The organism is uncultured Mailhella sp., assembly GCF_905187505.1.
Classification (GTDB): domain Bacteria; phylum Desulfobacterota; class Desulfovibrionia; order Desulfovibrionales; family Desulfovibrionaceae; genus Mailhella.
Genome location: NZ_CAJJIC010000015.1, coordinates 13,548 through 32,000, shown reverse-complemented (window position 1 = coordinate 32,000; position 18,453 = coordinate 13,548). Strand labels below are relative to the sequence as shown.

Below are 18,453 nucleotides of genomic sequence, written 5' to 3'. Positions count from 1 at the left end.
GGATTCCACGAGGGTGACTTCCGCGCCGCGCTTTGCGGCGTCGAAGGCGGCCGTGCAGCCGCCGGGGCCTGCTCCTATGACGGTGATGCGAAGAGCCATGAATGCGTTTCCTGTATGCAGGACGCTGTGACGGAAGAAGGGAGGTTCCGCCGTCACAGCGCCGCTTTTCAAGAGTTTTCTGTCGGAGAGAAGCTCGCCGGGAATGTCTTTCCGGCTCCCGCCGGACAAAGCATTCTTTTTCCGGCCTCAGATGCGGGGGGCATCAGTGAAACTCGATGTCCACGCAGGTCGAACGTTCCTTGTCCCGGGGATAGGAGAAGATGCATATGCCGTAGAAGATCGCGCCCGCAAGCAGAACGAAGGACGACATGACCATGGCGGTGGACAGATTGAACATGTCCGAAATGGTGCCCGTGACTATGGGGCCCACGCTGTAGCCGAGAAGGTTCTGACTCAGAATCATCAGGCTGATGGCCGTGGCGCGATAGTTGGCGGCGGTAAGGTCGACGATGAGGAAGGTGCCCGCGCTGAACACCGTGCCGAAGATGAGGGAGGAGGTGACGAGAAGGGCGACCTGCATCATGCTGCCGGGCTGACATAACTTGTAGGCGATCACGTACAGGGCGCCGCTCGAGAGCATGGCGAAGCACAGCCATATGGGCACGAGACGGTTGCTTCTGCTCTTCACCCAGTCGACGACGGGGCCGCCGAGGAAGATGGCCAGAGACTCGGCCACAATGATGAGGGATGCGTAGGTGCTGGCCACGGTCATGGGCACTTCGGCCACGCGGGTAAAGTAGGTGGGCGTCCAGCTGAGCAGCACGCCGTTGAACATGCGTATGCATACGGCGCTGCAGATGACGCACAGCACGGTGGGCATTTTGACGATTTCACGCAGCGTGGCCAGATAGTCCCCTCGCTGAGCCCAGAAGCCCTTCTTCTTCGGCGCTTCCGCGGCAACAACCTTGAAGTCGTGCATGCGCAGCGCGAGGAAGGAAAGCAGCAGGCCCGGTATGGCCACCACGCCGAAGGCATGACGCCAGCCCCAGTGTTCGGACACGAACGCCCCGATCATGAGTCCCACGGGCGCGCCGAGCGACATGCCGCAGGTGACGATGGCCGTGGCCGTGGCGCGGAACTTGCGGGGGAAGCAGGCGGACAGGAGGCTCTGCCCCGCGGGCTGATATCCGGCCTCGCCGAAGCCGCACAGAAGGCGCGCCATAAGCAGATGGGTAAAGCCCGTGACGAAGCCGCAAAGCAGCGTGGACACGCTCCATATCGTGCCCATGAGAAAAATCATCTTCTTGCGGCTCCAGTGGTCGACCAGATAGGCGGAAGGCTCCACCAGCACCGAAATGGAAATGTTGACCGCGGACACGAGCAGGCCGAGCTGCTTGTCGCTGAGCGCGAACTCTTCCTTCAGATGGGGGAACAGCGAGGCGATGACCTGTCTGTCGACCAGATCGAACATGCCGATGAAGAAAATGATGACCGCCGTGAACAGCGCGTATCGCTTGTCGATGGGCCACACGTCGTCGGGAGCGCCGCAGGTGGAGCCGACTTCCGCATACTTCAGGGGAGATTCCGTCTGTTTCATTGCACAACTCCGAAAAGGTCAGTCCTGCCAGGAGGAGGAAAGCTGGTACTCCATCTCTATGCCGTCATGAAGGGAACCGGTGACGAGGCATCCGCCCTTCATGACCCTTGCCACGCGCTCGAAGAGGTCCTGATCCTCTTCGTCGATGCCGACGACGGCCCGTATCACCATTTTGAGCACGCGGCTCTGACCCTTGTCGTTGCTTCCCACCTCAAGCGTCGCCGAAACGTCGAGCGAACCGTAATGCAGGCCCCGGGCCTCCATGGCCGCCGTAAGCGCCGACGCGTAGCAGTACACGGCGGCCGCGCCGAGAAGCTGCTTGGCCGTGCCTCCCCGCTGATCGGAAGGAATGCCGGTGTTGTCTATGATAATGTCGCCCAGTGCCGCTCCACCGGTATGAATGGTGTGCACATCGCCTTGCCTTGCATAGGAAACTGTCATTTCCATGGTGCTTTTTCCCCCAAAAAACGCCCGTGCCCCTCATGGCTGCGAGCCGGGCGCAACGTTCAACGGAACCGTTTCATCATGCCGTCTGGCGGAGTTTCCTCCGCAGGACCGTCCAGCTTCGCCCGGCCTCGGCAGGAGGCCGGGCGATGAACCCGCTAGGCGCAGTCGTGCTTGTCCCAGGGCTTGCGGTTGTCGCGCTCGATCTTGAGCATGAGCGCGTCGTTGGTGTCCTTGAGCTTGGCCATTTCCTTCGCCTTGAAGTTCAGGCCCTTGATCACCGCATAGGCGGGCGCGGCTTCCACCTGCGCGGGCAGGGGCAGATCGCCGAGCCAGGCCAGCGTGGGAGCCACGCACGCCGCAGGCAGCTCCCTGTCGAGCACGAGACCGCGTTCGATGCCGAGGCCGTAGAACACCGCGCTGTTCTGACCAAGCACCACGAGCAGCATCTTGGTGGAGTTCACGCCGAAGGCCTGATCGAGCACGGCAAGCAGCGCTTCCTCGCCCTTCACGCCTTCCACCAGCGAAAGTTCGCTGCCGTGCGCCATGGGTTCCACCACGTAGCCTCCGGCCCGGGCCGCGTCGACCATGCTCTCGCCGCCCGCGGCCGATCCCGCAAGGGCTTCGGTCACGAGATCGTGTTCCGCCTTCAGCGGCACCAGCGCGCCCTTGCGGCGCAGTTTGACCATCTGTTCCGCTTCGCTGTTCTTCAGAAATTCATCCGAGGCGTCCGAGACGATGATGAACACATTCTTGCCAGTAGCCATATTCCTTCTCCTTTAGCGCTTATTGATGTCCTGAAGGTAGCTCGCCATCTCCTCCCCTTCCGGGGAAAGAAAGATCCAGCGGATTCCCTCTTCTTCCCGGATGCGGCGAACCTTCATGAGCGGCGTTTGCCGCCAGTAGTAGGCATCATCCTTCTCCGGGGTCCTGTGTACCTTGAGTTTGCCCATTAAAACAATGGGTTCCATAAAATCTACGCCCACGCCGAGGCTTCTTGCCAAAGCAAAAAGCGTCTGCTCCAGCCTCTGCTGTATCTCAATGCCCGTCATGAACGCCTCCCAGCGTATCCTTCATGAAAAGCGCCGCCCCGGCTGCGACCAGAGCGCCCGCAAAAAGGAGGGCGAACGCGTCGCCGTATGCCGCGCCGGCGGAGGCCCCCTCGCCCGTCTTCCATGCAACGACGGCCCCGAACACGCTCTGAATGACGGCGGCCATCACCGGTCCGCTGGCGTTCAGAAGCCCGCAGGCCGACGCCAGGGCCGAAACCGGCACGCTCTCCTTGACCATGGTGAAGCACAGGGTTCCCAGCGCGTTGGTGGAAACGGTGACCATGAGTCCCAGAACGGTGAGCGCGGCAAACGAAAGTCCGTTCTCCCCGTTCAGCCAGATGAAGCCGAACACCGCGGATTCCAGAAGCGCGGCGGCCAGAAGAAAGATGCGGCGCGAATGAAACACCCTGTCCGAAAGCCACGGCACCGCAAGCGCAAGCGGCAGCGGGCCCAGCGACATGACGGAGATGCTGAGACCGGCGGCCTCACGGGTAAGACCGTTGGCCTGCATGAGGTAGCCGCCCCACCACATGGTGACGAGCGCAAACATGTTGCCGATCACGAACATGAACCACAGGAAGATCAGCCAGAATTCCTTCATGCGAAGGACCACCCGGGCCCCTTCCCTGAGTTCGCGGACGTTCTCGCGCACCGAAGGCACGCGCACGGACCCGGCGTCGGAAGGACGGCGAAGCAGCACCAGCAGGGCGAATCCCAGAAAGACCGTGAACGCTCCGGCCATGAACAGCGCGCCGCGCCACCCGGCAAGATCGGCAAGTGCCACCAGGGGACTGGCCGCCATGAGCGTGCCCACCGCCCCGCTGCACGTGAGCACCCCGCTGTAGCGGGCGTAATCTTCGGCCGGCACGCGCAGCGCGAGCATCTTGTAGGCGGGAATGTTCGCGGCCAGCGTCAGCCCGAGGAGGAAGCGGCAGACGACGGCCGAAGCCAGCGCGTCACAGAACGTGAACGCCATGCAGAGCAGTCCGGCAAGCACCTGATAGAGCGCCAGCGTCCTGCGGCCGCCCATGATGTCGGCAAGCAGTCCGGAAGGAATCTGCGTAAGCGCGTAGCCCAGCATGGTCGAGGAGCTGATGAGGCTGAACGATGCGGCATCCGCCGAAAAGTCCCGCATGAGATCCACCGAAAGGACCGCCGGACACACCCTGTGAAAAAAGCTGACCGCATACGCCGCGCACAGCAGAGCCAGAACGGCAAGAGGTGAACGAACGTTCCACGACATTCCGGTCATGACTGTCCTCCATGACGGCTTTCAGACCTTGCTTGAAATGCTTCCGAAGCGGGAGCGCCCGCACGGCGGACGCCCCCGCCCGTCATCAATGAACGGTGTAGGCGTCGGGGTCTTCGAGCGCCTGATAGAGCACGCAGCCTTCGCAGTCCTTGGGATAGGGCAGGCCGAGCATGTAGCAGATGGTGGGCGCGATGTCGGCAAGCTGCACGCTGCGTTCCATTTCGTAGCCCTTCTTGAAGCCGGGGCCGTAGAACACGGAAAGCGTGTGCAGATCGCCGAGGCCCCAGGTGTCCGTGGCGAAGAAGGCGCCGTGCTGGGAACCGTATTCAGGCCACAGCGTGTAGATGACGTCGCCGCACTGATCGCCGCCCATGCCGATGAGACGGGCCGTCTGCTTGGTCATGCAGCAGGCCACGGGATGCTTGCCGGTGTTGGGGTCCACATAGGCGTACAGAGCGTCGATGATCTCGCGCTGCACCTTGTAGTAGTCCTCGTCTTCCACGATGCCGCCGGGATACTTGCTCTTAAGGTTCACGTACACGTAGCAGGTGCGCTGCGGGAAGCACTTGGACTTTTCAATGATGGGCTCGGCGTTGGCCTTGAGCATAGCTTCGGCCTGAGCCTTGCCGAGGTTCTTGATGGTGAGCTTGACCGCTTCGTTGGGTTCCTTGGTTTCGTCCACGGCAAGGAGTCCGGCGTCGATGAGCGGAATGGTGGGCGCAAAGGGCGCGCCGTCGGCCTTGGAACCGTGGTCGGACACCAGAATGATGAGGGTCTCGCCGTCGTCGGCGCAGTCGAGCAGCTTGCCGAGCATGGCGTCGGTGGAACGGTAGAGACGACGGTGGAATTCCCAGGCGTGTTCGTGCGCTTCCTGCGAGGAGCAGGTGGCGGGATCGAGTTCCGTCATGAGATAGTGGTACACGGAGTCGGTGGGATGGGTGTGGAAGAAGCACAGCGTCCAGTCGTTGTTCTCCATGAGCTTGACCAGCGCGTCGCCCAGCCACTTGTTGTGCATCTCAATGAGCTGCGAGAACATTTCATCGTCGTACCAGCCCATCATGCGCAGCAGAAATCCCGCCTTGGTGGTGGGCACGGCCTCGATGTCGCGCAAAGGCTTTGCCGCTTCGGGCGGGAAGCACCACAGATCGCCGTCGGTGTTCAGCATCTGCGTGATGTAGAAGTCGAAGTCCGAACCGTCGTCGGCGAGGTTCAGAATCTTGCCGAGGAAGGCGACTTCCTTTTCCGAGCCGTCTTCAAGGCGTATGGTGGTGAAGACGCGGCCCGACCACTCGTTCAGCTTGAGGGTGAAGAAGGCGTCCTTCATGTCTCTGGTGGGAGAGAGGGTGACGGTGTCGTAGCCGTCGTTGCCGAGTTCGCGGACCAGCCAGTACCAGGTGGGCTTCACGGGGCGGAACGGCGTTTTTTCAAAGGTGAGCTCAAAGGGGAATTCCAGCGGATCGTCGCCCATCTCGTCGACGTTCTTCCAGTCGCCGGCAGGCTGCAGGTCGCCCTGAATGCCGCCGGGATGGAAGCGGGAGGAGCAGATGAGGTCGTCGCAGAAGAGCTGACCGCCGGAATACGGAGCGCCCAGCCTGGCCGCGGTTTCGTTGTCCTGAATGGTGCCGCAGGAAAGGCCGGCGCCGCCCAGAATGATGGAGTTTTTAAAGCGCTTGTTCAGGCCGTAGGAGGTGGGCCAGTTCACCACGATGGACTTCTTGCCCGCGCGCTCGGCGGCTTCCCAGATGGTTTCGGCCTTGATGCGCTCGCCGCTGAAGTTCATTTCCGTATTGGAGGCGTTGGGGGAGGTGCCGGGGATGTGACGCCAGTAGTCGGTGATCTGATGGGTGATGGGGTAGCAGCCCGTGGCGATGGTGGCCCAGTTGGGCGGCGTGATGGTGGGCATGGGGCACAGCGAGTTCAGGCTCTTGGTGCCGGACTCGAACACACGCTTGAAGTTCGGGCAGATGCCTTCTGCAATGTGCTGTTCAACCAGTTTGCGGACGCAGCCGTCAATGCCGACCAGCAGGACTCTTTTAGCTCTTTTCATGGATGAACTCCTTCGTTGTTCAGGATCGTTGCCATGAAATAAGCAAGAAGCGTGCCAAAATTTTATTACTTATGAAATCAATATGTTGTAATGAGCACCTTGACCAAACGCAAGAAAAAGCGCTATATTTGGACGCCATATTTCACGTCATGCGACATTTGGAAGCAGATTTATGAAGACTTTTCTCTCCCGTCCCGTCGATCGCGGCAGGCCTCTTCCCGAACGGCTGCCCATGCTGATAGAAAAGGCCGCCGATGAATGCCCCGATGATTCCGCACTGATTCAGGCGCTGCATTCCGTGTTTCAGAAGGCGCTGCACTTTGATCACATTCTCTTCATTTCGCCCGACAGCAAATCTTCCCGCACCTACTACATATGGCCGCCCTGCAACGGCAATGAAATCCTGCACTATCCCAAAAGTCAGGAAGTGGATGAAATCATTCTCAATACCTATCATCACACCATGCTGCGCATCTGCGAGCGGGGCGACTACGCCACCATCACCATTTCCGTGCTCCAGAAGTACATGAAGGAAGCCAGCAGCGAAAACTTTTCGCTCATCTTTCTGCGCCGGGTGATTCAGGAACGCTTCCTCGGGCTCATCGGCTTTGTGTCCTTTCGGAAAAACGCCTACGACGAAGACGACGCCGCGGTGCTGTTCGATCTTATGGAGCCGCTCGTTCAGCTCTGGGAGCAGCGCTATCCCCACGCCAGAAATCTGGAACTGCCCCGCCATGATCCCGACCATTTCAGTCTCATCAACCTGCCGGGCATGCAGAAGTCGCTTTCGCTCATCCATACCGTGAGCCGTGAAGAGATCCCCGTGCTTCTTCTCGGCGAAACGGGCACGGGCAAGGAAGGCGTGGCCAACCTCATCTATCGCGGTTCCGGACGCTACACGCGGCCGTTCATCAAGATCAACTGCGGCGGCATTCCGCCTTCGCTGCTCGAATCCAAACTGTTCGGCTACCAGAAGGGAGCCTTCACCGGCGCGTTCCACGACACGCCGGGCTGCTTCGAGCTCGCGGACACCGGCGTTCTGCTCCTCGACGAGCTCGGCGAACTGCCGCTTTCCGCGCAGGCCCACCTTCTGCGCGTGCTTCAGGAGCACGTCATAGAACGCGTGGGCAGCAGCACGGAGCTGCCCGTCAACGTGCGCATCATCGCGGCCACCAACCGCAATCTCTCCCTCATGGTCAAGGACGGCACCTTCCGGCGGGATCTGCTCTACCGGCTGAGCATCTTTCCCATCTACATCCCGGCGCTCCGGGAGAGGCCGGAGGACATTCCGGTGCTGCTCAACTTCTTCATTCTCCAGCAGAGCCGCAGAATGGGCTTTTCCAGCCCTCCCTCGCTCTCCCCTTCCGAAATGTCCAGGCTCATCGCCTACCCGTGGCCCGGCAACATCCGCGAAATGCAGAACGCCGTCACCCGGGCCATGCTGCTGTGGAGCGGGAAGAGGAGCTCCGAATTCACCATCGAGGCCGGAGAAGACCTTTTCAGGAACATGTTTCCGCCTCTGGAGACAAAGCAGCCGGGAGCTTCCGAGGCTTTTCCGCCCTCCTCTGCCTCCCTGCGTCTGGAAGACGTGGAGAAAGCGCACATCATGCGCGTTCTTGCCATGACGAAGGGACGCCTTGCGGGGCGGGGCGGCGCGGCGGAACTTCTGGACGTCAATCCCAGCACGCTCCGCGCGCGCATGAAGAAGCTCAGGATGCGCTAGTCCGGCGGAAGGCCCATTTCCCCCGCAGTTTCGGCCCGGCAGAGGGCGTCAGGAGTCTGGAAGAGCATCGGCCGTTCCATGGGGCATCCGGTTCCGCACGGGAGCGGCGCTGTTTCCGCGAAGGCCGGGGCGCAGCACGGGCGAGGCATCCTTTCAATGCCCTTCCCTTCGGGGGAAATCCCCGCGAGGCGAAGGGCCGAAATGTCCCGCCGGAGGAAGGCCCCGCCTCCCGCGCCCTCCCCGCCCCGAAAACGCGAAAAGGCCGCCTTTCCGAAGAAAGACGGCCTTTGCATCATGCCATGCGGGGGGCAATCCCCCGCTCTTTCGTTTTACTTGGAAGCGGCGTCGGCAAGCGCGGCCACGGCGGGCAGGGTCTTGCCTTCGAGCACTTCAAGGAAGGCGCCGCCGCCGGTGGAGAGATACCCCATCTTCGCGGCCACGCCGAAGGATTCCACAGCGGCCACGGTGTCGCCGCCGCAGACCAGCGTATACGCCTTGGAATCGGCGAGAATGTCGGCCAGAGCCCGGCTGCCCTTGTCGAAAGGCACGGTCTCGAACGCGCCCACGGGGCCGTTCCACACGATGGTGCGGGCGTCGGCAAGAATCTTGGCGTAGGCCTTCACGGTCTCTTCGCCGATGTCGAAGGCGCAGTCTTCGGCGGAAAGTTCGGACACCTTCTTGGTCACGGCTTCGGACGCGCGCTCGAAGCTCGGGGCCACCACCACGTCGGTGGGCAGGGGCAGAAGCACGTTGCGTTCCTTCGCCATGTCGATGAGGCGCTTGGCTTCGGGAATGAGGTCCTTTTCCACGAGGGAGGAGCCCATGTTGAAGCCCGCGGCCTCCAGGAAGGTGTTGGCGATGCCGCCGCCCACAATGAGGCCGTCCACGTGCTTGAGCAGGTTTTCAAGCACGGTGAGCTTGGTGGAAACCTTGGAACCGCCGATGATGGCGAAAAGCGGACGCTCGGGATTGTCGAGCAGTCTGGTGGCGGCTTCCATTTCCGCGAACATGAGGGGGCCCGCCACGGCCACGGCGGCCTTGCGCAGCGCGCCTTCGGTGGAGGCCTGAGCGCGATGGGCCGCGCCGAAGGCGTCCATCACGTAGATGTCGCCCATGGCGGCGTACTTGGCGGCGAGTTCTTCGTCGTTCTTCTTTTCGCCCTTGAAGAAGCGCACGTTCTCGCACAGCACCACCTGACCGGGCTTGCATTCCACGCCCTTCAGAGGTTCGGCGCAGAATTCCACGGGCATGCCGAGCAGCTTGCCCATGTGCGCGGCCACGGGACGCAGGGAGAACTTTTCTTCAAACACGCCTTCGGTGGGGCGGCCGAGATGGGCGAGCAGGATGACGCCCGCGCCCGCGTCCAGAGCCTTCCTGATGGTGGGCAGCACGGCGCGGATGCGCTTGTCGCTGGTAATGACGCCGTCATGGATGGGCACGTTCACGTCCACGCGCATGACAACGCGCTTTCCCTTCATGTCCACATCGTTCATGGTCAGTGCTTTCATCGGTTTTCTCCTTTCCTTACAGCAGTTCAAGCGACTGCCGCACAATGTTTTCTACCGTAAAGCCAAACTTCGGGAACAGTTTTCCCGCCGGAGCGGAAGCTCCGAATGTTTCCATACCGATGACGCGGCCGTCAAGTCCCACATACTTCCACCACCATGCGGCGGTCTGCGCTTCCACGGCCACGCGGGCGCGCACGGAGGAAGGAAGGACGGATTCGCGGTAGGCGGCGTCCTGACGGTCGAACACCTCGCAGGAAGGCATGGAAACCACGCGCACGCGGCGACCTTCCGCGGCGAGCTTTTCGGCGGCCTGCATGACGAGCTGAACTTCGGAACCCGTGGCAATGTAGATGAGTTCCGGTTCGCCCTCGCAGTCTCTGAGCACGTAGCCGCCGCGACGGATGGCCGCCACCTGTTCGTCGCTGCGCTTCTGCTGGGGCAGGCCCTGACGGCTCATGACGAGGCACACGGGGCCCCTGCCGTATTCCACGGCCGCCGTCCAGGCCACGGCCGCCTCGGTGCTGTCGCACGGACGCCACACCTGAACGCCGGGAGTCATGCGCAGCGCGGCGATCTGCTCCACGGGCTGATGGGTGGGACCGTCCTCGCCCACGCCGATGGAATCATGAGTAAGCACCCAGATGACCCCGAGCTTCATGATGGCCGCGGAACGGATCACGCTCTTGGCGTAGTCGGAGAACACGAAGAACGTGCCCGCGTAGGGCAGAAATCCGCCGTGAAGCCTGAGACCGTTCATGATGGCGCCCATGCCGAACTCGCGCACGCCGTAGCGGATGTAGTTGCCCGAATAGTCGGACACGTCGAGGGTTCTGGCGCCCTTGTGCTCCGTGCCCACGGAACCGCTGAGGTCGGCCGAGCCGCCCACGAGCTCCGGCAGCACGGGAGCGATGACGTTGAGGGCGTTCTTGCCCGCCGCGCGGGTGGCCACGTCCTTGGTTTCGGCGCGGGCGGCCTCCACGGCGGCACGGGCCGCGTCGGGCCAGGCTTCGGGGAGCTTTCCGGCCATGCGGCGGCGGAACTCGGCGGCAAGTTCGGGATAGGCCTCGGCGTAGGCGGCGAACATGTCGTTCCAGGCCTTTTCGACGGCCGCGCCCTTTTCGCGGGCGTCCCAGGCGGCGCGGATGTCGTCCGGCACGGTGAAGGGCTCGGCGGTCCAGCCCATGGCGGCGCGGGCGGCCGCGGCTTCCTCGGCGCCGAGCGGCGAGCCGTGGCAGGCGGCCGTTCCGGCCTTGGTGGGAGCAAAGCGGCCGATGACGGTCTTGCAGCAGATGAGCGAAGGCTTGTCCGTCACGGCCATGGCCTGACGGATGGCCATGTCGATGGCCTCGGCATCGTGCCCGTCGACGCCGCGCACCACATGCCAGCCCATGGCCTCGAAGCGGGCGGGCGTGTCGTCGGTGAACCAGCCTTCCACCTTGCCGTCGATGGAAATGGCGTTGTCGTCATACAGCGCGATGAGGCGGCCGAGCTTCCAGGTTCCGGCCAGCGAGCAGGCTTCCTGCGACACGCCTTCCATGAGGCAGCCGTCGCCGAGGAACACCCAGGTGTAGTGATCCATGACGGGGAAGCCTTCACGGTTGAACTCGTGGGCCATCATGCGTTCGGCAAGGGCCATGCCCACGGCCGTGGCGATGCCCTGACCGAGCGGGCCGGTGGTCATTTCCACGCCGGGCGTCACGCCGAGCTCGGGATGACCGGGAGTCTTCGCGCCGAGCTGGCGGAAAGAACGGATGTCGTCCATGGAAAGGTCGTATCCGGTAAGATGCAGCAGGGAATAGAGCAGCATGGAGGCATGGCCGTTGGAGAGCACGAAGCGGTCGCGGTTGGGCCATGCGGGATCGGCAGGATTATGCTTCAGAAAACCGCGCCACAGGGCTTCGGCCATGTCGGCCATGCCCATGGGAGCGCCCGGATGACCGGACTTGGCTTTCTCGATGGCGTCGATGGAAAGGGCGCGGATGGCATTGGCAAGTTCTGCACGAGTAGGCATAAAGGCTGTCTCCTTGGAGGTATTGCAGGAAAGAAGGCTCAGCACGCCGCGGCCGTGAAGTCGGCAAGACGTTCGCTGAAGGGAGGATGTCCGAAAAACGCGGAGCCGGAAACAAGCACGTCGGCTCCGGCTTTGACCAGCGCTCCGGTGTTTTCAAGATTCACGCCGCCGTCCACCTGAATGAGGCAGTCGGCACGTCCGGCCCCGTTGAGCTTTGCCCGCAGATCCGCGACCTTGCGCAGGGTGGCGGGCAGAAATTTCTGTCCCCCGAAGCCGGGGTTCACGCTCATGACCAGCACCATGTCGAGGTCGTCCAGAACGTAGTCGAGCGAACTGAGCGGCGTGGCGGGATTGAGCGCCGCGCCCGCCTTCATGCCGAGACGACGTATTTCCGCGAGCGTGCGCTGAAGATGCACGGTGGATTCCACGTGCACCACGAGCATGTCCGCGCCCGCATCCCTGAAGTCGGCAAGATAGCGTTCCGGGCTCTCGATCATGAGATGCACGTCAAAAAAAAGACCCGACGCCGGGCGCAGGCCTTTGATGACGTGCTGTCCGAACGTGATGTTGGGCACGAACTGCCCGTCCATCACGTCCCAGTGCACCCACTTCACCCCGGCTTCTTCCAGGTTCTTCAGGGTGTCTGCCAGATGTCCGCAGTCGGCGGAAAGAAGCGAGGGCGAAAGTATCATGAGAGGTTCTCCTTGGACGGGTTGCTGGTGAGAATGGCCCGTATTTCCACAAGTTCCTTCAAAACGTCGGCAAGCAGCCCTCCGTCGTCGGCGCTCTGCCGGGCGTTGCGTCCGGAAAGCGCTTCGGCAAGCTCGGGCATGGCTTCGCCCGCGAGCACGCGGCGCGCGCCTTCTATGGTCATGCCCTGCTCATGGAGCAGGGAACGGATGCGGCGCAGAAGTTCCATGTCGCTTTCCGAATACAGACGCTGTCCCTTGGGCGTGCGCACGGGCTGAAGGCCGGGAAATTCCCCTTCCCAGAATCGAAGCACGCTCGTCTGAAGGTTCAGCGCACGGGCGGCTTCGCCTATGCGGTACACCCTGCCGGACTGCGGCTTTTTTCTGTGCATGTTCCCGTCCTTGGTCTGCGGTCTGAAGAAATGGCACTGCAAGTAGTTCTGATCGATCACGGGGCTCTCCTCGCTGAAAAGAGAAACGGCTTTCCGACGATTGTCCGTGTCCGATCCGATAGTCGCCCTTTCCCGGAAAAATTTCCAGAAAAAAAACGACAGGTCAGCGCCATCTTCACGACTTCGTCCGCCATCATGACACGCGAGTGCGGCAGAATGATGACAGTCGGACGTTTTTTCCGCTTCTTCGGCCCGCAGGACCGGATCAAGAACCGGCCGGAAGGGGCCGGAATCTTCGGGCAGGACGTTTTCGGCGGGAGCCAGAACGGGCTTTTTCCGAAAAAAGACGCGCGCTGTCAAGGGTCGTGCCCGACGTTCCGGCAACGGGTCCTGCGCGGAACGCGTCCCTGCACCGTCCGACCGGCAGCTACTCTCCCCCGTCGAGGGAAAGGGCTGCGCGCTGCGCCTCAAGCTCGGAAATCTGCGCCTCAAGCTCGCCCAGCGCCTCAAGTTCCTTTTCCGTGCGCTGCTGAAGATCATGAAACTCCTTGAGAAGTTCCGTGGACTTCGCGCCGTCGGCGTACACCGAAGGATCGGCGAGCAGGCCTTCCACTTCCTCCTGACGGGCAAGATGCGCCTCAAAGGTCTTTTCCTGCTCCTCGTAGCGGGCCTGAAGGGGCTTGAGCTTCTTGTAGAGCGCGTTGCGCTGCTCGGCCTGCTCGCGCTTGAGCTTTTTCAGGTCCTCGCGGGAAAGATTGGTTCCGGGCAGGGGGCGCACGGCCGGAGAGGTGGAGGCGGCGGAAGATTCGACAGGCGCGCTCTGCTGACGGGCGGAAGCGGTGCGCGCCGCGCGCCTTGCCGCGTCGTACTGCGCGAAGCCTTCCTTGTAGACGGTGATGCCCTTCTCGTCCACGGCCCATATTTCGTCCACGGCCTCGGAAAGCAGATGACGGTCGTGAGCCACCACGAGCAGCGTGCCGTCGAAGGCCTCGAGCGCCTCCACGAGGGCGTCGCGGCTTTCGAGGTCCAGATGGTTGGTGGGTTCGTCGAGCACGAGGAAGTTGCAGCGGCGCAGAAAGAGCAGCGCCAGCACGAGACGGCTGCGCTCGCCGCCGGAAAGAGAATCGATGGAACGGTCGAAATAGCCCTGTCCCAGCATGAACAGGCCGAGCACGCTCATGAGTTCCTCTTCCGAGGTGTGCGGGTCGGACAGACGACGCATTTCACCGAGCACCGTGCCGCCGAGATCCAGCGTTTCGGCCTGCTGCTGACTGTAGTAGCCCATGCGCGTGGTGGACCCCATGGTGAAGGTGCCGCCCGTGCGGGCCAGCTTTCCCGCCAGAATCTTGAGCAGCGTGGACTTGCCGCAGCCGTTGTGCCCCACGAGGCCCACTCTCTGACCGCGGAACAGCGAAAAGGTGAGCGGCGGCCACAGCGTGGTGCCGTCGGGAAAATGAAAGGCCAGATCCGCCACGGAAAGCACCACCTTTTCGGAGGGCGCGGCTTCGGGCCACTTGAAGGAAAGTTCGCGTCTTTTGGGCTCGGGCCGGTACTGCTCGAGCTCCTTTTCGAGCTTCTTCGCCTGCTTCTGACGGGAACCGGCCTGACGCGCCTTGGTGGCCTTGGCCTTGAAGCGGCGCACGAAGTCCATCTTGTGCGCGAGATCGTCGGCTATCTGTTTGGCCTCGCGCTCGCGCTGCTCCTCGATTTCCGCCTGAAGCTCCAGAAACTTGGTGTAGTTGCACTTGCGGAATATGGGCTTGGACGCGCCGAGGTACAGAACGTGGGTGCCCACATGGTCCATGAACACGCGGTCGTGCGCCACGAAGACCAGTATGCCCTTGAATTCCAGAAGGAACTCTTCCAGCCATTCCACGGCCTCGAGGTCGAGATGGTTGGTGGGTTCGTCGAGAAAGAGCACGTCCGCGCCCGCGGTGAGCACGCGCGCAAGCTTGGCGCGCTCCCGCCAGCCGCCGGAAAGCTGACGGATGGGCAGCTCCCATTTCTGCTTTGAGAATCCGAGGCCGGAAAGCACGGTCTGCGCGCGCTGCTCGGGATTGTAGCCGTAGCGCGTCTCAAGGTCGTGCTGACGCGCCATGAGGCGGTTCATGGCCGCCTCGTCGCCCGCGCTCTGCGCCTTTTCCCATTCCTGCCAGAAGTCGCCCCAGTCGGGAAGCGCCGCCTGCACCCATTCCAGAAGCGGCACGTCCAGGGTCTTTTCATCCAGCATCTGTTCCACGTAGCCCACGCGGCAGCCGTGCGGGATGATGACGCGACCTCCGTCGGGCGCGATCACCCCGGCCATCATGCGCAGCAGGGTGGACTTGCCCGTACCGTTGGGACCGCACACGCAAAGGCGCATGCCGTCCACGATGTCCAGCGAAAAGTCATGGAAAATGTCGCGTCCGCCGTAGGACTTGGAAAGATTCTGAATGGTGATGTTCATGACGATATCCGGGGAAGACCCCGCGTTGCGGTGACAAGATGCGGCCCCGCCCCGGCGGACGGGCCGCAGAAAAACAAAGAACGGCCGGGAAGATCCCGGCCGGGAACGGTGCTTCCGCTAAAGTTCGTAGTCCACTGCGTCGGGGTCGTCGCCGCGGGCGGCGGCAAGACGGGCCTGCCGCGCGGCCTCCTGCTTGCGTTCGCGGGTGCCGAGCGGGATGCGCGCGTCCCAGTCGGCGCTGCGTTCCTGGATTCTCGTGAACACGAGAAACGCGGTGTGGGCGCTCATGCGGTCGGCAGGACGCAGGCGTCCGGGCACGACCTTCCAGGGACGGACGAGGATCTCGCACACTTCCGTTTCCTCGAACGGGCCGATTTCAAGGGCCTTGATGAGCTCCGACACCTGCTCGATGGTGGGCAGAAGAAAAGCTATGGGCGCGCCCGGCACGAGGGCCTCGCGCGCGGCGTCGAGATACTCCCACGGGGTGCGCACGTCGAGAAAGAGCGCGTCGCCCTTCTGCCCGTTCAGAACGTCGGGATCATCGACGCCGAAGCCGTCGGCGATGTCGCGCAGATGAAAGGTGACGTTGTCGCCGACGCCCGCCCACGCCACGTTGCGCTTCGCAAGCTTGTGGAACTCCTCGCGCGCCTCGAAGCTGTGCACATGGCCGTTCGGACCGGAAAACCACGAAAGCGCCAGCGTGAAGCCGCCGGAGCCGGAACCGGCTTCGAGTATGGTGCGGCCGTTGCCCACGCCGAGCTTGAAGCAGATGAGTCCCATGTCCTTGGGATACATGATCTGCGTCTGTCTCTTGATGCCCATGACCAGGTCGTAGAGCTGGGGCTTTTCCCGACGGAAGGGCACGCCCATGGCGGTGCGCACTTCCGAGCCGAAATCGGCGGCCACAACGTCGGCCGCGCGCATGACGCCGTCCTGCGTGTGCAGGTCGTGCCCCTCCTCCATGCGGTAGATGTGACGCTTGCCGCGCGGAGAAGCCAGAATGACGAGATCGCCGTACTGAGGCATAGTGATTCCTGTTACATGAGATGGTTGAAGAAATAATCGTACATTCGGCGCAGAAAGAGCGCCATGCCCACAAGGGCGGCCTGATCGGGCTTTCTGCCCGCGCGCACGAACACGTCCCCTGCCGTGGGCGTGAAGTCGTCCTCGCCGCGCCTCGGCAGATGCCCGGCCACGTCGCGCACGAGCACCATGAAGGCGTCGGCGTCCTTCACCTTCGGCCAGAGCGTGGCCAGATAGGCCTCGTAGGCTTCGTCGCTGCGGTCGGGCACGGCCCTTTGCAGCGCAAGACGCCACACCCCTATGCACAGCGCCGTGAACACGGGCCGCATGGCGCGTCTTGCGGAAAAGGCCATGCGGCCGATGCCGAGCATTTTCAAAAAGGCGGCAAAATCCGCTTCGGCAAGCAGAGCCTCAAAGGTTCCGACAAGCGCCTCGGGGCTGGCGTTGCCTGCCTGCGGATCGACCACCGTGCCGGACATTCGCACGGTTCTACTCCGTTTCGCCCGCCTGAGAAGAAGTTTCCGCGGCGCCTTCCGCACCTTTTTCCGCCCCGGATTCCGCGTGGGAACGACGGCGGGAACGGCGGCGCGGCCGACGGGAACGGCCCTCGCTGCCGGAAGACGCTTCTTTGTCGACGGCGCTTTCGGAGGATGCGGTCTCGGAGTCCCCTGCCCGGCTCTGCTGCTCCGTCACGGCCTCGGCCGGGGAGGAAGCTTCGCCTTCAGCCGCGGCGCCGCGGCCCCTGCCGCGTCTGCGCTTTTTGGGGCGGGACCCGCCTTCGGCTTCCAATCCTTCGTCCTTCTCGCGGCCTCTGCCGCGCCGGGAGGAGGAACGACCGGCCTCCGCCGCACGGGGACGGGGCAGCGACTGCTCCATGCCGAGGCTGCGCTGATAGTCCGCGTCCATGAGCAGCGCGAGCAGAAGCATCTGATCCTCGTCGTCGCTTCCGGCAAGCTCCTTCACGAGCGGCAGATAGCGGCGCACGCGCTCGAGCTGAAGCCCGGTGCAGGCTCTGCGGCGGGCGTCGAGAAGCGCGGTCTCGCGCCTGCCCACGGCCACGGCCACGTCTTCGTCCGTGGGATTGGCAAGCGGCGCAAGGTCGATGCGGTAGAAGGAGGCGATGCGCAGAAGCTCCATCTTCTCCATGATGTCCACAAGCGAAATGACCGTGCCCGCCGCTCCGGCGCGGCCCGTGCGGCCCGCGCGGTGGATGTAGGACTCGCGGTCTTCCGGCGGTTCGTAGAGGAACACGTGGGAGAGCGCGGGAATGTCGATGCCGCGGGCGGCCACGTCGGTGGCCACGAGCAGACGCACCTTGCCCTCGCGCAGGCGGTTCAGCACGTCTTCGCGCTTGTTCTGCGAAAGGTCGGCGGAAAGCTCGTCGGCGTTGTAGCCGAAGCCCTTGAGCACGGCGGTGACGTAGTGCACGTTGGACTTGGTGTTGCAGAAGATGATGGCCGAGGTGGGATTCTCGGTTTCCATGAGGCGCACGAGAGTGCGGTCCTTGTCCATGCGTCCGCATTCCACGAAGAAATGCTGAATGGTGGCCACGTGCACGTGCCCCTGCGAGAGGCTGAGCATCTCGGGCTCGCGCAGGAATTCTCCGGCGAGGTTCAGGACGTGCTGGGGATAGGTGGCGGAAAAGAGCGCGGAAAGCATGGGATGCGAGGGCAGATAGCGCTGAATCTCCTTCATGTCGGGGTAGAAGCCGATGGAGAGCATTCTGTCCGCCTCGTCGAAGACAAGGACGCGCAGGGCGTCGAGGGAAAGAGTGCGGCGCAGAAGATGGTCGAGCACGCGGCCGGGCGTGCCCACGATGACCTGCACGCCCTCGCGCAGGGCCTCGAGCTGACGGCCGTAGCCCACGCCGCCGTAAAGGGCGGTCACGGCAAGGCCCGTGCCTTCAAAAAGAAGATGCGCCTCGTGCTCCACCTGGCCGGCGAGCTCGCGCGTGGGGGCAAGAATGAGGGCCTGCGGCTTTTTTTCCGCAGGATCGAGCAGAGAAAGAAGCGGCAGCAGATACGCGCCGGTCTTGCCGCTGCCCGTGCGGGACTGCACCATGAGGTCGCGTCCGGCCATGAGGTAGGGAAGCGCGTGCGTCTGCACGGGCATGAGGCGCGTCCAGCCTGCGCGCGCGCAGGCCTGCTGCATGACCTCGGGCAGCTCTTCCAGCGCGCAGGGCGGCAGAGAATGTTCAGGAGCCGTGATCTGAAGCTCCTCGTCGTTCGTTATGGTATCCGACATTGGCGAATCCTGATAAGAGAATGAA

Annotated in this window: 16 protein-coding genes; 1 reads left to right on the top strand and 15 read right to left on the bottom strand. The window is 63.0% G+C overall.

Going from position 1 to position 18,453, the window contains the following annotated elements; translation table 11 throughout:
- The 7 genes from QZZ60_RS03135 to QZZ60_RS03105 form a co-directional block, all read right to left on the bottom strand.
- A partial coding sequence (locus QZZ60_RS03135) for an FAD-dependent oxidoreductase (protein WP_295637675.1) occupies nt 1-99 on the bottom strand: 99 nt, incomplete at its 3' end.
- A 163-nt stretch (nt 100-262) separates the two neighbouring features.
- Nucleotides 263-1,597 (bottom strand): MFS transporter, encoded by a 1,335-nt coding sequence (locus QZZ60_RS03130; RefSeq protein ID WP_295637670.1) that lies wholly within the window; start codon nt 1,595-1,597, stop codon nt 263-265.
- 18 nt (nt 1,598-1,615) lie between these two features.
- Nucleotides 1,616-2,044, bottom strand: a complete 429-nt coding sequence (locus tag QZZ60_RS03125; RefSeq protein WP_295637667.1) for an OsmC family protein — start codon at nt 2,042-2,044, stop codon at nt 1,616-1,618.
- Between the two features lie 155 nt (nt 2,045-2,199).
- Entirely contained in the window at nt 2,200-2,808 is a 609-nt protein-coding gene (locus QZZ60_RS03120; protein ID WP_295637664.1) for a hypothetical protein, read from the bottom strand.
- A gap of 12 nt (nt 2,809-2,820) precedes the next feature.
- Nucleotides 2,821-3,093, bottom strand: a complete 273-nt coding sequence (locus QZZ60_RS03115; protein ID WP_295637661.1) for a hypothetical protein — start codon at nt 3,091-3,093, stop codon at nt 2,821-2,823.
- Complete coding sequence (locus tag QZZ60_RS03110) at nt 3,080-4,345, bottom strand: MFS transporter (RefSeq protein ID WP_295637658.1); 1,266 nt, start codon at nt 4,343-4,345, stop codon at nt 3,080-3,082. The genes QZZ60_RS03115 and QZZ60_RS03110 overlap by 14 nt, the downstream gene beginning before the upstream one ends.
- Before the next feature lie 85 nt (nt 4,346-4,430).
- Nucleotides 4,431-6,392 carry an alkaline phosphatase family protein gene (locus tag QZZ60_RS03105; RefSeq protein WP_295637655.1) on the bottom strand — a complete coding sequence of 654 codons (1,962 nt, stop codon included), beginning with the start codon at nt 6,390-6,392 and terminating at the stop codon, nt 4,431-4,433.
- Nucleotides 6,393-6,564: 172 nt separating this feature from the next.
- On the opposite strand from QZZ60_RS03105, the gene QZZ60_RS03100 reads away from it, so the two are divergent.
- A complete protein-coding gene (locus QZZ60_RS03100; RefSeq protein WP_295637652.1) occupies nt 6,565-8,115 on the top strand; it encodes a sigma-54-dependent Fis family transcriptional regulator in 1,551 nt (516 codons plus the stop codon).
- 329 nt (nt 8,116-8,444) lie between these two features.
- Here QZZ60_RS03100 and QZZ60_RS03095 read toward each other — a convergent pair whose 3' ends face one another.
- From QZZ60_RS03095 to QZZ60_RS03060, 8 genes are all read right to left on the bottom strand, one after another.
- A complete protein-coding gene (locus QZZ60_RS03095) occupies nt 8,445-9,623 on the bottom strand; it encodes a phosphoglycerate kinase (RefSeq protein ID WP_295637650.1) in 1,179 nt (392 codons plus the stop codon).
- 16 nt (nt 9,624-9,639) lie between these two features.
- A complete protein-coding gene (tkt, locus tag QZZ60_RS03090) occupies nt 9,640-11,634 on the bottom strand; it encodes a transketolase (RefSeq protein WP_295637648.1) in 1,995 nt (664 codons plus the stop codon).
- 38 nt (nt 11,635-11,672) lie between these two features.
- A complete protein-coding gene (gene rpe, locus QZZ60_RS03085) occupies nt 11,673-12,326 on the bottom strand; it encodes a ribulose-phosphate 3-epimerase (RefSeq protein WP_295637646.1) in 654 nt (217 codons plus the stop codon).
- Entirely contained in the window at nt 12,323-12,715 is a 393-nt protein-coding gene (locus tag QZZ60_RS03080; protein WP_295637673.1) for a MerR family transcriptional regulator, read from the bottom strand. Before QZZ60_RS03080 ends, rpe begins: the two co-directional genes overlap by 4 nt.
- A 427-nt stretch (nt 12,716-13,142) precedes the next feature.
- On the bottom strand, nt 13,143-15,161 hold the full coding sequence (locus tag QZZ60_RS03075) for an ABC-F family ATP-binding cassette domain-containing protein (RefSeq protein ID WP_295637644.1): 2,019 nt from the start codon (nt 15,159-15,161) through the stop codon (nt 13,143-13,145).
- Nucleotides 15,162-15,278: 117 nt separating this feature from the next.
- Entirely contained in the window at nt 15,279-16,187 is a 909-nt protein-coding gene (locus QZZ60_RS03070) for a tRNA (adenine-N1)-methyltransferase (protein WP_295637641.1), read from the bottom strand.
- An 11-nt stretch (nt 16,188-16,198) separates the two neighbouring features.
- A complete protein-coding gene (locus QZZ60_RS03065) occupies nt 16,199-16,669 on the bottom strand; it encodes a hypothetical protein (RefSeq protein WP_295637638.1) in 471 nt (156 codons plus the stop codon).
- Between the two features lie 4 nt (nt 16,670-16,673).
- Entirely contained in the window at nt 16,674-18,428 is a 1,755-nt protein-coding gene (locus tag QZZ60_RS03060) for a DEAD/DEAH box helicase (protein WP_295637635.1), read from the bottom strand.
- Nucleotides 18,429-18,453 lie beyond the last annotated feature (25 nt).